At 68.7% G+C, this 13,390-nt stretch carries 12 protein-coding genes; 6 read left to right on the top strand and 6 right to left on the bottom strand.

From position 1 onward, the window contains the following. Positions 1–16: 16 nt before the first annotated feature. From rpsR to rpsF, 3 genes are all read right to left on the bottom strand, one after another. The gene (gene rpsR / locus IF89_RS0106555) at positions 17–253 is read right to left on the bottom strand and encodes a 30S ribosomal protein S18 (protein ID WP_005315025.1); all 237 of its coding nucleotides are present in this window, start codon (positions 251–253) and stop codon (positions 17–19) included. Positions 254–295: 42 nt separating this feature from the next. Next, positions 296–886 carry a single-stranded DNA-binding protein gene (locus tag IF89_RS0106550; RefSeq protein ID WP_030762545.1) on the bottom strand — a complete coding sequence of 197 codons (591 nt, stop codon included), beginning with the start codon at positions 884–886 and terminating at the stop codon, positions 296–298. A gap of 72 nt (positions 887–958) precedes the next feature. Next, complete coding sequence (gene rpsF / locus IF89_RS0106545; RefSeq protein ID WP_004950685.1) at positions 959–1,249, bottom strand: 30S ribosomal protein S6; 291 nt, start codon at positions 1,247–1,249, stop codon at positions 959–961. A 245-nt stretch (positions 1,250–1,494) separates the two neighbouring features. Between rpsF and IF89_RS0106540 the strand changes: the two genes are divergently transcribed. From IF89_RS0106540 to IF89_RS0106530, 3 genes are all read left to right on the top strand, one after another. Continuing rightward, the gene (locus IF89_RS0106540) at positions 1,495–1,797 is read left to right on the top strand and encodes a hypothetical protein (RefSeq protein WP_030762543.1); all 303 of its coding nucleotides are present in this window, start codon (positions 1,495–1,497) and stop codon (positions 1,795–1,797) included. A 141-nt stretch (positions 1,798–1,938) separates the two neighbouring features. After that, positions 1,939–3,057, top strand: a complete 1,119-nt coding sequence (locus IF89_RS0106535; RefSeq protein ID WP_030025757.1) for a lipid II:glycine glycyltransferase FemX — start codon at positions 1,939–1,941, stop codon at positions 3,055–3,057. A 73-nt stretch (positions 3,058–3,130) separates the two neighbouring features. Beyond that, the gene (locus IF89_RS0106530) at positions 3,131–4,162 is read left to right on the top strand and encodes an alanine racemase (RefSeq protein ID WP_030762540.1); all 1,032 of its coding nucleotides are present in this window, start codon (positions 3,131–3,133) and stop codon (positions 4,160–4,162) included. A gap of 10 nt (positions 4,163–4,172) precedes the next feature. On the opposite strand, the gene IF89_RS0106525 is transcribed toward IF89_RS0106530, so the two are convergent. Both IF89_RS0106525 and IF89_RS0106520 read right to left on the bottom strand, forming a co-directional pair. Continuing rightward, a complete protein-coding gene (locus IF89_RS0106525; protein ID WP_107047216.1) occupies positions 4,173–5,633 on the bottom strand; it encodes a glycosyltransferase family 87 protein in 1,461 nt (486 codons plus the stop codon). A gap of 91 nt (positions 5,634–5,724) precedes the next feature. Then, on the bottom strand, positions 5,725–8,301 hold the full coding sequence (locus IF89_RS0106520) for a transglycosylase domain-containing protein (protein ID WP_078628128.1): 2,577 nt from the start codon (positions 8,299–8,301) through the stop codon (positions 5,725–5,727). Between the two features lie 275 nt (positions 8,302–8,576). On the opposite strand from IF89_RS0106520, the gene IF89_RS0106515 reads away from it, so the two are divergent. The 3 genes from IF89_RS0106515 to IF89_RS0106505 all read left to right on the top strand — a co-directional run bounded on the left by IF89_RS0106515 (position 8,577) and on the right by IF89_RS0106505 (position 11,685). Then, complete coding sequence (locus IF89_RS0106515; protein WP_030025751.1) at positions 8,577–9,179, top strand: PadR family transcriptional regulator; 603 nt, start codon at positions 8,577–8,579, stop codon at positions 9,177–9,179. 49 nt (positions 9,180–9,228) lie between these two features. Then, positions 9,229–10,311 (top strand): inositol-3-phosphate synthase, encoded by a 1,083-nt coding sequence (locus IF89_RS0106510; RefSeq protein WP_030762531.1) that lies wholly within the window; start codon positions 9,229–9,231, stop codon positions 10,309–10,311. A gap of 105 nt (positions 10,312–10,416) precedes the next feature. Next, positions 10,417–11,685, top strand: coding sequence for an MFS transporter (locus IF89_RS0106505; protein ID WP_030762528.1), 1,269 nt, complete (start codon positions 10,417–10,419; stop codon positions 11,683–11,685). A gap of 63 nt (positions 11,686–11,748) precedes the next feature. Here IF89_RS0106505 and IF89_RS0106500 read toward each other — a convergent pair whose 3' ends face one another. Continuing rightward, positions 11,749–13,215 (bottom strand): CCA tRNA nucleotidyltransferase, encoded by a 1,467-nt coding sequence (locus IF89_RS0106500; protein WP_030762525.1) that lies wholly within the window; start codon positions 13,213–13,215, stop codon positions 11,749–11,751. Positions 13,216–13,390: the final 175 nt, after the last annotated feature.

Here is a 13,390-nt window from a genome sequence, read left to right as displayed (position 1 = left end):
GTCGGTCACCCTTTCCTTATCGCGCGGTGGACGTGTAGGGCAGCAGCGCCATCTCACGGCTGTTCTTCACGGCCGTGGCGACGTCACGCTGGTGCTGCGTGCAGTTGCCGGTGACGCGGCGGGCACGGATCTTGCCGCGGTCGGAAATGAACTTCCGCAGCATGTTCGTGTCCTTGTAGTCCACGTACGCGGTCTTGTCCTTGCAGAACGCGCAGACCTTCTTCTTAGGCTTGCGCACAGGCGGCTTCGCCATAGTGTCTCTCCTGTGTGATCAAGAAGTGTGGGGTGAGCTGCCCTAGAAGGGCGGCTCGTCCGAGTAGCCACCGCCGGAGCCGCCGGAGCTTCCGCCCCAACCGCCCCCGCCGCCGCCCTGCTGCTGGCCACCGGCCGGCGCGCTGGACGCCCACGGGTCGTCGGAGGGTGCTCCGCCGCCCTGCTGGCCGCCGCTGGGGGCTCCGCCCCAGCCACCGCCGCCACCCTGCTGCTGACCGCCGCCGCCGTATCCGCCCTGGCCACCGCGACCGGTGGTCTTGGTGACCTTGGCCGTGGCGTTCTTCAGGCTGGGGCCGACTTCCTCGACGTCCAGCTCGTAGACCGTGCGCTTGACACCCTCACGGTCCTCGTACGACCGCTGCCTCAGCCGGCCCTGCACGATCACGCGCATGCCTCGCTGGAGGGACTCGGCGACGTTCTCCGCCGCCTGCCGCCACACCGAGCAGGTCAGGAACAGGCTCTCGCCGTCCTTCCACTCGTTCGTCTGGCGGTCGAAGGTGCGGGGGGTGGACGCGACACGGAACTTCGCGACCGCCGCACCCGAGGGGGTGAAGCGCAGCTCGGGGTCGTCGACGAGATTGCCGACGACCGTGATGACGGTCTCGCCTGCCATGGGTGAACCTCTCGGCGGGGATTGCTGCTGGGCTGCTGTGCTACTCGATCCCGATTACCGCTGAACCGAAGTTCAGTGGGTCTCGGGGCGAAGGACCTTGGTCCGGAGAACCGACTCGTTCAGGTTCATCTGTCGGTCAAGCTCCTTGACGACCGCAGGCTCGGCCTGGAGGTCGATGACCGAGTAGATGCCCTCGGGCTTCTTCTTGATCTCGTAAGCGAGACGACGACGGCCCCAGGTGTCGACCTTCTCGACCTTTCCGTTGCCCTCACGGACGACGGAGAGGAAGTTCTCGATCAGCGGGGAGACAGCGCGCTCCTCGAGATCGGGGTCGAGGATGACCATCACTTCGTAGTGACGCATGTGGAACCCACCTCCTTTGGACTCAGCGGCCACGGTCGTTCCGTGGCAGGAGGGTCGTGATGCGTGAGCACGGCGTCCGCAGAGCAGACACCGCGCAGCTGTACAGACTACCTGCTCGCATCCTTCCGGTTGAAATCCGGCCGGAGAGGACCACAATCTGTATCCATCGGGTGTGCTCGGTGCTATGCCCCCGGCCCCCTGCCGGAGGCAGCCCGCAGCACCGTCAGCTCAGGAGGTGCCTTCCGATGGCACAGGCAATGCGGTCCCCTCAGATCTCCCTGCTCTCCACCGACGGAAAGCCCCACCCGCTGCAGGACGCCCTGATGGCGGTCACTCTGACGCTGGGCGTCGTGGCGTTCGTCACGGCCTTCTTCCACAACCTGCACCTGCTCAGCTCGTGGGCCGGGCTGATCGGGATCCTGACCGGCGCGTACGGACAGTTCGTCTCCGTCACGACACGCGAGCGCTTCGCGCTGATCATCGGCCTTGGCGCGTCTGCCATCGGCTTCTACCTCGGCATGTTCCACGGCGGCCTGTTCGGGGGCTGACGGGGCCGCGCGGGGCACCTCCGCGGCAGGGCGCCGGCCGCACTCCGGTCCGGGCGCACGGCCCGTCCCCCAGAAGGGTGGCGCCCCTGTCGCAGTAGGCTTCGCGGCATAGCCAGCGAAGCCGCCGAGGAGACGCCCCGCATGAGCCTGTCCCTGAGGACCATCAGCCGAGAGCAGCATCTGGGTTACCTCCAGAGCCTGCCCTCGGCGAGCCACTGCCAGGTCCCGGCGTGGGCCGACGTGAAGAACGAGTGGCGTTCCGAGAACCTCGGTTGGTTCAACGAGTCCGAGGAACTCGTCGGAGCAGCACTCGTGCTGTACCGGCAGCTGCCCAAGGTGAAGCGCTACCTCGCGTACCTCCCCGAGGGGCCGGTCATCAACTGGTACGCCCCGAACCTGGAGGAGTGGCTCCAGCCGATGCTGGCCCACCTCAAGCAGCAGGGCGCCTTCACCGTGAAGATGGGCCCGCCCGTCGTCATCCGCCGCTGGAACTCCGCCGCCATCAAGGCGGGCATCCAGGACCCGAACGTGAAGCGCCTGCGCGACGTCGAGGCCTCGGTGATCGAGCCGCGCGCCTTCGAGGTGTCCGACAAGCTGCGCCGGATGGGCTGGCAGCAGGCCGAGGACGGCGGCGCCGGCTTCGGCGACGTCCAGCCCCGCTACGTCTTCCAGGTGCCGCTGGCCAACCGCTCCCTGGACGACGTCCTCAAGGGCTTCAACCAGCTGTGGCGCCGCAACATCAAGAAGGCGGAGAAGGCCGGCGTGGAGGTCGTCCAGGGCGGCTACGACGACCTGCCGACCTGGCAGCACCTCTACGAGATCACGGCCGAGCGCGACAAGTTCCGCCCGCGCCCCCTCAGCTACTTCCAGCGCCAGTGGACGGCCCTCAACTCCGAGGACCCCAACCGGATGCGCCTGTACATCGCCACCCACGAGGGAGAGCCGCTGGCCGCCGCCACGATGCTCACCGTCGGCCAGCACGTCTGGTACTCCTACGGCGCCTCCGCCAACCACAAGCGCGAGGTGCGTCCCTCGAACGCGATGCAGTGGCGCATGCTGCGCGACGCGTACGCCCTCGGTGCGAGCGTCTACGACCTGCGCGGAATTTCTGACACGCTGGACGAGAACGACCACCTGTTCGGTTTGATCCAGTTCAAGGTCGGTACGGGCGGCGAGGCCGTGGAGTACGTCGGCGAATGGGACTTCCCGTTGAACAAGGTGCTGCACAAGGCGCTCGACATCTACATGTCGCGTCGCTGACCCGGATCCACCCGCTTTCACCCCTACAGCCCCGCTGCACCGCGCAGCTTCACAGGAGAGGTCCCGGACGGGCATGGCGCTCACGCTCTACGTCGACACCGCGCGCTGGCGTGCGCACCAGAAGCAGGTCCAGGACCAGTTCCCCGGGATGATCCCGGTCTGCAAAGGGAACGGCTACGGCTTCGGGCACGAGCGGCTGTGCGAGGAGGCGACCCGGATGGGTGCCGACGTACTGGCCGTCGGCACCACGTACGAGGCCGCGAGCATCAAGGACCTGTTCGGCGGCGACCTGCTGGTCCTCACCCCGTTCCGCCGGGGCGAGGAGCCGGTGCCGCTGCCGGACCGGGTCATCCGCTCGGTGTCCTCGCTGGAGGGGGTCCGCGGCCTGGTCGGCGCCCGCGTGGTCATCGAGTGCATGAGCTCGATGCGCCGCCACGGGATCTCCGAGCAGGACCTGGGCCAGTTGCACGGCGCGATCGAGGACGTGCGGCTGGAGGGCTTCGCCCTGCACCTGCCGCTGGACCGCCCGGACGGTTCGGACGCCGTCGAGGAGGTCATCGGCTGGATGGACCGGCTGCGCGCGGCCCGGCTGCCGCTGCACACCATGTTCGTCAGCCACCTGCGGGCGCAGGAGCTGGCACGGCTCCAGCAGCAGTTCCCGCAGACCCGCTTCCGGGCGAGGATCGGCACCCGGCTGTGGCTGGGCGACCACGAGGCGACCGAGTACCGCGGCTCGGTGCTCGACGTCACGCGCGTCGCCAAGGGGGACCGGTTCGGCTACCGCCAGCAGAAGGCCGCCTCCGACGGCTGGCTGGTCGTCGTCGCCGGCGGTACCTCCCACGGTGTGGGACTGGAGGCCCCGAAGGCGCTGCACGGGGTGATGCCGCGTGCCAAGGGAGTCGCCCGGGCCGGGCTGGCCACGGTCAACAGGAACCTGTCGCCGTTCGTGTGGGCGGGCAAGCAGCGCTGGTTCGCCGAGCCGCCGCACATGCAGGTGTCGATCCTGTTCGTGCCCGCCGACGCGCCCGAGCCGAAGGTCGGGGACGAGCTGGTGGCGCACCTGCGGCACACCACCACGCAGTTCGACCGGGTGCTGGACGCCTGAGCCGTCCCGGTCAGTGACCGGGGCCGGCGCCCCAGTCGACCCGCTGTCCCTCCGAGGGCGTCGCGTATCGCGGCGCCCTCGCTGCGTCCGACAGCACGAACACGTCCTCGGCGCCGTCCAGGACGCCTCCGGACGGGTCGTCCGAACCGTCCTGGCGGACGACGTCGCGCTCCGGCAGGAGCACGTCGCGGACGATGACGGCGCACAGGTAGAGCGTGGCCAGCAGGTGGGCGGCGATGGCCAGCTGGTAGCCCTCGGCGGGCAGGCCCTGGTGCTTGTCGCCGCTGTTGATGTACGCGAGGTAGGACCAGATTCCGAGGAAGTAGGCGACCTCGCCGGCCTGCCAGATCAGGAAGTCCCGCCAGCGGGGCCGGGCCAGCGCGGCGAGCGGGATGAGCCACAGCACGTACTGCGGCGAGTAGACCTTGTTGCAGAGGATGAAGGCGGCGACGACCAGGAAGGCCAGCTGGGCGAAGCGGGGGCGGCGGGGGGCGGTCAGGGCGAGCAGCCCGATGGCCCCGCAGAGCAGGAGCGTCAGCCCGGTGGCGTATGTGTTGGCGTCGTGCAGGGGGTTGCCCGAGCGCTGGGAGATCAGCAGCCACACAGAGCCGAAGTCGATGGGCCGTTCCTGGCTGAAGGTGTAGAACTTCGTCCAGCCCTCCCAGGCGAGGAACATGACGGGCACGTTCACCACCAGCCAGGACACGGCCGCGCCGAGGGCGGCCGCGCCGAAGGAACGCCATTTTCCGGCGCGCCAGCAGAGGACGAAGAGGACGCCGAGCAGCAGCACCGGATACAGCTTGGCGGCGGTGGCCAGGCCGATGAGGACGCCGAACAGGACCGTGCGACCGCGGGACCACATGAGCATCCCGGCCGCGGTCAGGGCGATGGCCAGCAGGTCCCAGTTGATGGTCGCCGTCAGGGCGAAGGCGGGTGCGAGGGCGAAGAGCAGGGCGTCCCAGGGCCGGCGGCGGTGGGTGCGGGCGACGCAGACGGCGATGACCGCCGCGCAGGCCATCAGCATGCCCGCGTTGACCATCCAGTACATCTGCTCGCGGTGCTGCATGGAGCCGCTGCCGGGGGTCAGCCAGGAGGCGACCTCCATGAACAGCCCGGTGAGCACCGGGTACTCCAGGTACTCCATGTCGCCCGGCAAGCGGTCGAGGTAGGGCGTCAGGTTGTCGGCGAAGCCGCGGACCGCGTACAGGTGCGGGATGTCGGAGTAGCAGGCGTGGGTGTACTGCGAGGTCGCCCCGCGGAACCAGGCCCACTCGTAGCAGGGCAGCTTCTGCACCATGCCGAGCGCGAACATGCCGATGGCGATGAGGGCGACGACGCGCACCGGTCCCAGCCAGTGGCCGCCGAGCCGGGCGTAGCGGCCGAGCGGGCCGCCGATGAGCTCACTGCCGGCTGCGGCGACCTCGTCCTGCTGTGTGGGCAGTACGGGGCGGTCCTCGTGCACCTTCGTCATGGGGCTCATCCTGCCGTACGGGGCCGGGGACGGGGGAAGGCCGCCGCACCGTGCGTGCGACGGCCTTCCTCGGTCCGCGGATCGGGGCGGATCAGTCCTGGGTGGTGCCGGTGGTGCTGGTGTCTCCGGTCAGTCCGCCCGGGCGGCCCGGTCTGCCGCTGGGCGACAGGGACGGCGATCCGCTGGGCCCGCCGATGATCCCGCTGGTGGTGCCGGAGTTGGTACCGCCCTCGTTGGTACCGCCGCGCGTGGTGTCCGGGTCGCAGTACAGCTCCCACGGCTTGCACGGCCGGCCGGTGCCCTTGGAGGGGGTCGGGGACGGCGGCGGGGAGCTGGGCGGGAGCGAGGACGGGGACTGGGACGGCGTCACGGGCGCCACCGGGGTGGGGGAGGGAGCGCCCGCGGAGTGGGCGTCGACGCCGATGGCCTCGGCCTCCGGGAACTGCGTGACGGGCTTGCCCTTGAGGGCCAGGCCCATGTACTCGGTCCAGATCTCGGCCGGGATGTCACCACCGTGGAGGGAGGGGATGTCGCCCACGCCCTTCATGGAGATCAACGCCTTCTCGGCGGAGTTGGGGTCGGTGCGGAAGAGGACCACGGAGGTGGACAGCTCCGGGGTGTAGCCGACGAACCAGGCCGACTTGTTCTCGTCGGTGGTACCGGTCTTGCCGGCGGCGGGACGGCCCAGCTTCTTGGCCTTCTTGCCGGTGCCGTTCTCGACGACGTTCTGCAGCACCTTGGTGATGTTGTCCGCGACCGCGTTGTCCATGGCCCGCTGGTCCTTGGGCGCCTCGAAGCCGGTCAGCTTCTCGCCGTTCTTCTCGACCGCGGTCACGGAGTACGGCTCGCGGTGGGTGCCGGAGGCGGCGAAGGTCGCGTACGAGTCGGCCATGCGGATGGCGCTGGGCGTCGAGGTGCCCAGGGCGAAGGAGGCGTCGGCGTTGGGGTTGATCGACTCCTCCAGGATGCCCGTGGCCTTCGCCACGTTCCTGACCTTGTCGTGGCCGACGTCGAAGACGAGTTGGGCGAAGGGGACGTTGATGGACTTCTCCATCGCCTCGTTGAGGGTCACGTACCCGAAGGGGGTGGGGCTCTCGTTCTTCTGCCGGAAGGGGTTGCCCGAGGCGTCGCGCAGCGGCTTGCCCTCACGGTTGTTGATCACGGTGAGGTCGTTGGCCTGGTACTTGCTGTCGACCGAGATGCCCTTGCCGTTGGAATTCTGGGTTCCGTACTCCATGGCCGCCGCGAGGACGTACGGCTTCCACGTCGAGCCGACCGGGACACCGCTGGTGTTGGCGTTGTTGCTGAAGTACTTCTTGTCCCAGCCCGGGCCGCCGTACAGGGCGACGAGCGCGCCCGTCTTCACGTCCACGGACGCGGCACCGAACTGGACGAACGTGTCGGTCTCGGGGCGCCTCTTCTCGTCGATCAGCCCGGCGCGGATGTCCTCGACCGCCTTGACCATGGCCTCCACCTTGGGCTTCTCGAAGGTGGTCTTGATCCGGTACCCGCCCAGGGCCATCTGCTCGGCGGTGATGCCCTTGGTCTTCATCACGTACGCCTTGGCCGTGTCGACGAGGTAGCCGATCTGACCGGTCATCCCGCGGGCCTGCTCGGACTCCACGCGCGGCGGGAATTCCGTGTACTTCGCCCTCTCCGACGCCTCCATGCGGCCCACCTCGACCTCGCGGTCCAGCACCCAGGCCCAGCGCTTCCTGGCGCGGTCCTCGTTGAGTTCGGGGGTGGCGGCGGCGCCGATGCCGCCGTCCGGGTTGTAGAGGTTGGGGCCCTTCAGGACGGCGGCCAGGAACGCGCACTCGGAGGGGTTCAGGTCCTGGCTGTCCTTGCCGAAGTAGGCGCGGGCCGCGGCCTGGATGCCGTAGGCGTCCCGCCCGTAGTAGGCGGTGTTGAGGTATCCGGCGAGGACCGTGTCCTTCTCCTCGGAGACGCCGAGCCTCAGCGCGATGAAGAGCTCGGTGACCTTGCGCTTGAGCGTCTGGTCGGAGTCCAGGTACGTGTTCTTCACGTACTGCTGGGTGATGGTGGAGCCGCCCTGGGTGGAACCGCCGGTGCCCATGTTCCACACGGCGCGGGCGATGCCCATCGGGTCCACGCCCTTGTCCGTCTCGAAGGACTCGTTCTCCGCCGCGATCACGGCGTCCCTCATCGACCGGGGAATGCTGGAAATGGGGACGATCTGCCGGTTCATCGAACCGCCCGTCGCCACCATCTGGCTGCCGTCGGCCCAGTAGAAGACGTTGTTCTGCGCCTGGGCGGCCTTGTTCGGGTCGGGTGTGCTCACCATGGCGATACCGATGCCGGCGCCGGCGATGATGACCGCGAAGAAGCCGAGGGCGGTGCCGGAGACCAGCTTCCAGGAGGGCACGAAGCGCTTCCAGCCGTCCCGGTCGGACCGCGGGTAGTTGATGAGCCGCTTGTCCGGGCGTCCGGCGCCTCTGCCGCGGCCCGAGGGGCCTCTCTGCGCGGCCCGGCGGGCATCGGCGCGACTGCCCGGCGAGGGCTGCTGTGCGTACGGGCCGCTGTGCGACGCGGTGGGGACGTCACGTCCGCCCGGGGCGCCCCTGTGGGGGCGCTGCTGGGCGGCGCGGCGGGCGGAGGCCCGCCCCCCGCCCTGGGGCTGCGGCGGTTTGCGGCGGTGCTCGCTCATCGAACGACTACTCCTCGGGCAGGCGAGTGGCCTGGAAGCGGCAGATGAATTCCGGTTCCCCCCGGTGTCATGGCCCACAGACTACGCACGCTCAAGACCCGCCCAGTGCCGAAGTTCACCCCAAATCAGGCAACCTGCCTGGTGCGAATCGGTGATGTGATGCCGGTCACCACGTCTCCCCTTGTCGATGTTGGCAGCCCGTTCTATCGTCTGGATGTATCGAGCCGATACATCAGCTCGACATAAAGACTCAGGGGTGGAGGAGAGGCAGGCGAATGAGCAGACGCTCCGGCATCCTCGAGTTCGCCGTCCTCGGACTGCTCCGTGAATCCCCCATGCACGGCTATGAGCTGCGCAAGCGGCTCAACACGTCGCTGGGGGTGTTCAGAGCCTTCAGCTACGGGACGCTCTACCCCTGCCTCAAGACGCTCGTCGCCAACGGCTGGTTGATCGAAGAACCGGGCAACGCCCCGGAAGACGCTCTCGCCGCTTCACTCGCAGGGCGCCGCGCCAAGATCGTCTACCGGTTGACAGCCGCGGGTAAGGAGCACTTCGAGGAGCTCCTCTCCCACACAGGCCCCGAGACGTGGGAGGACGAGTCCTTCGCCGCCCGCTTCGCCTTCTTCGGCCAGACCGAACGAGACGTGCGCATGCGGGTACTGGAGGGCCGCCGCAGCCGGCTGGAGGAGCGCCTGGAGAAGATGCGCGCCTCACTCGCCCGGACGCGGGAGCGCCTCGACGACTACACGCTTGAGCTGCAGCGGCACGGCATGGAGTCCGTGGAGCGCGAAGTGCGCTGGCTGAACGAGCTCATCGAGAGTGAGCGGGCGGGACGCGATCGGAGACGATCAGGTCCGTCCGACGAAACCGAAAAATGAGGGCTGCACCTCGCAGACCTCGTCCGAGAACAAACAGGGAGCAACCGGAATGGGTTCGGTTCGCGTAGCCATCGTCGGCGTGGGCAACTGCGCCGCCTCGCTGGTGCAGGGCGTCGAGTACTACAAGGACGCCGACCCGGCGTCCAAGGTCCCCGGGCTGATGCACGTCCAGTTCGGCGACTACCACGTGCGTGACATCGAGTTCGTCGCCGCGTTCGACGTCGACGCGAAGAAGGTCGGCCTCGACCTCTCGGACGCCATCGGCGCCAGCGAGAACAACACCATCAAGATCTGCGACGTCCCGAACGCCGGTGTCACCGTCCAGCGCGGCCACACCCTGGACGGCCTGGGCAAGTACTACCGCCAGACGATCGAGGAGTCCGCCGAGGCTCCCGTCGACGTGGTCCAGATCCTCAAGGACCGCCAGGTCGACGTCCTGATCTGCTACCTGCCCGTCGGCTCCGAGGACGCGGCGAAGTTCTACGCCCAGTGCGCCATCGACGCCAAGGTCGCCTTCGTCAACGCCCTCCCGGTCTTCATCGCCGGCACCAAGGAGTGGGCGGACAAGTTCACCGAGGCCGGTGTCCCGATCGTCGGCGACGACATCAAGTCGCAGGTCGGCGCCACCATCACGCACCGCGTGATGGCGAAGCTGTTCGAGGACCGCGGTGTCCGTCTCGAGCGCACCATGCAGCTCAACGTCGGCGGCAACATGGACTTCAAGAACATGCTCGAGCGTGACCGCCTCGAGTCGAAGAAGATCTCCAAGACGCAGGCCGTCACCTCGCAGATCCCCGACCGCGAGCTCGGTGACAAGAACGTCCACATCGGCCCGTCCGACTACGTCGCGTGGCTCGACGACCGCAAGTGGGCCTACGTCCGCCTCGAAGGCCGCGCGTTCGGCGACGTCCCGCTGAACCTCGAGTACAAGCTCGAGGTGTGGGACTCCCCGAACTCCGCCGGTGTCATCATCGACGCCCTGCGCGCCGCGAAGATCGCCAAGGACCGCGGTATCGGCGGCCCGATCCTGTCGGCGTCGAGCTACTTCATGAAGTCCCCGCCGGTCCAGTACTTCGACGACGAGGCCCTGGCCAACGTCGAGAAGTTCATCAAGGGCGAGGTCGAGCGCTAGTCGAAGGCGGCGGGTCCGGGCGACACCCGGACTTCGGCTGTTCTTCCGCGGAGGGTCCCCGGGCAATGTGCCCGGGGACCCTCCGCGTATGTGACCCTGTCCCTCATGCCTGTCGTACGTGATCTGCGCGTACTCCTGCGCCTGAGGGATTTCCGCAACCTGCTCGCCGTACGGCTGCTCTCCCAGGCGGCTGACGGCGTGTACCAGGTCGCGCTCGCCACCTATGTCGTCTTCTCCCCCGAAAAACAAACGTCCCCCGCGGCCATTGCTTCGGCGATGGCGGTACTGCTGCTGCCCTACTCGGTGATCGGTCCCTTCGCCGGGGTGCTGCTCGACCGCTGGCGCCGCCGCCAGGTCTTCCTCTACGGCAACCTGCTGCGGGCCTTCCTCGCCTGCATCACCGCCGTGCTGATCGTTGCACACGTACCCGACTGGCTGTTCTACGCCTCTGCGCTGTCCGTGACCGCGGTCAACCGCTTCGTGCTGGCCGGCCTGGCCGCCTCCCTGCCCCGCGTCGTCGGCGCCGAACAACTGGTCACCGCGAACGCGCTCTCGCCCACCGCGGGGACCCTCGCGGCCGTCGCCGGCGGAGGGTTGGCCTTCCTCGTCCGGCTGCTCGCCTCCGGCTCCAACGCCCTCGTCGTACTGCTCGGAGCATGCCTCTACCTCTGCGCGGCCCTGGTCTCCCTGCGCTTGGCCGTCGGGTTGCTCGGCCCGGACCACTCCGCGGGGCAGGCCCATCCTTCGGTGGCCGAAGGCGTGGCCCTCACGGTGCGGGGCATGGCCGAAGGCCTCCGGCACCTCGCCGTCCGGCGCCGCGCGGCTGAGGCGCTCACCGCGATGACGATGATGCGGTTCTGCTATGGAGCGCTGTTCGTCATGCTGCTGATGCTCTGCCGCTACGCCTGGTCGGACAACGAAGCCGAGGGACTCGCCCTCCTGGGCATCGCGGTCGGCGCCTCCGGCGCCGGGTTCTTCACAGCAGCCGTCGTCACCCCCTGGATGGTGGGGCGGCTGGGCACCCTCGGATGGATCACCGCCTGCGCCGCCGGCTCCGCCGTCCTCGTACCGGCCCTCGGACTGTTCTTCGCGCCGGGCCCGATGCTGGTCGCTGCCTTCGTCCTCGGTCTGGCCACCCAGGGCGCCAAGATCTCTACCGATACCGAACTGCAGTCCCGAGTGGACGACGCCTACCGCGGGCGGGTGTTCTCCGTCTACGACGTGCTGTTCAACGTGGCCTTCGTCGGCGCAGCAGCGGTGGCGGCCCTCATGCTCCCCGCCGACGGGCAGTCCGTGGTCCTACTCGTCTGCGTATCCGTCCTCTACGCCCTGACCGCGACACTGCTCGGCCGGCGCAGTCGATGTTTCACGTGAAACATCGACTGTCCTCCGGTCCGCGGGAACCGATGTTTCACGTGAAACACAGGCAGCCACGGGTCACTGCTGAGAGGCCCACCACTCCTTGAGGGCGGCCACCGCGGCGTCGTGCCCCATCGGGCCGTGCTCCAGACGCAGGTCCAACAGGAAGGCGTAGGCCTTGCCGATCACCGGCCCGGGGCCCACGTCCAGGATGCGCATGATCTCGTTGCCGTCCAGGTCGGGCCGGATCGCGTCCAGCTCCTCCTGCTCCTGGAGCTGCGCGATGCGCTCCTCCAGCGCGTCGTAGGTCCGGGAGAGCGCATTGGCCTTCCGCTTGTTGCGGGTGGTGCAGTCGGACCGCGTCAGCTTGTGCAGGCGGTCCAGCAGCGGCCCCGCGTCGCGGACGTACCGCCGTACCGCGGAGTCGGTCCACTCACCGTCACCGTAGCCGTGGAAACGCAGGTGCAGCTCCACCAGCCGGGACACGTCCTTGATCATCTCGTTGGAGTACTTCAGCGCGGTCAGCCGCTTCTTGGTCATCTTCGCGCCCACCACCTCGTGGTGGTGGAAGGAGACCCGGCCATCACTCTCGAAGCGGCGAGTGCGGGGCTTGCCGATGTCGTGCAACAGGGCGGCCAGCCGCAGCACGAGGTCGGGCCCGTCCTCCTCCAGCGCGATCGCCTGCTCCAGAACGATCAGCGAGTGGTCGTAGACGTCCTTGTGCCGGTGGTGCTCGTCACTCTCCAGCCGCAGGGCCGGCAGCTCGGGCAGCACCCGGTCGGCCAGCCCGGTGTCCACGAGCAGGCCCAGGCCCCGGCGGGGGTTGGCGGACAGGATCAGCTTGTTCAGCTCGCCCTGGACCCGCTCCGCGGAGACGATCTCGATCCGCTCGGACATCGCCTTCATCGCGGCCACGACCTCCGGGGCGACCTCGAAATCCAGCTGCGCCGAGAAGCGCGCCGCCCGCAGCATCCGCAACGGGTCGTCGGAGAAGGAGTCCTCAGGGGTCCCCGGGGTGCGCAGCACCCCGGCGGCCAAGTCCTCCAGGCCGCCGTGCGGGTCGATGAACTCCTGCTCGGGCAGGGCCAGGGCCATGGCGTTGACCGTGAAGTCACGGCGCACGAGGTCCTCGTCGATGGAGTCGCCGTAGGACACCTCCGGCTTGCGCGACGTCCGGTCGTACGCCTCCGAGCGGTACGTCGTGACCTCGATCTGGAAGCTCCGCACGGTGTCGCCGGCGCGGGCGTTCTTCTGGGCCCCGACGGTGCCGAAGGCGATGCCGACGTCCCAGACCGAGTCGGCCCACGGGCGGACGATCTTCAGCACGTCCTCGGGGCGGGCGTCGGTGGTGAAGTCGAGGTCGTTGCCGAGACGCCCGAGCAGCGCATCGCGCACGGACCCGCCGACCAGGGCCAGGCGGAAGCCCGCCTCCTGGAACCGGCGGCCGAGCTCGTCGGCGACAGGAGCGACCTGCAGCAGTTCACTGACCGCGCGGCGCTGCACCTGACTCAGGGCACTGGGGTTGTCTTCGTTGGCGTTCGGCACAACTGAAAAGGGTACGTGCCCGGCTCGCCGGGGACCGCCCCGTTTATCGGCGACCCCGGCCGGCCGCCGCAGCGGGGTCGATCCGATCATGTGGAGCAAGGGGCGGCACTCGCACACAGCGCACCTCGTTACCATTCGTGGACGCACGAAAGACGACCACTGACACTTCGAGGGA

The organism is Streptomyces sp. NRRL F-2664, assembly GCF_000719345.1.
In the GTDB taxonomy this organism is placed as follows: Bacteria; Actinomycetota; Actinomycetes; order Streptomycetales; family Streptomycetaceae; genus Streptomyces.
This window is presented reverse-complemented; position numbering and strand designations above follow the sequence as displayed.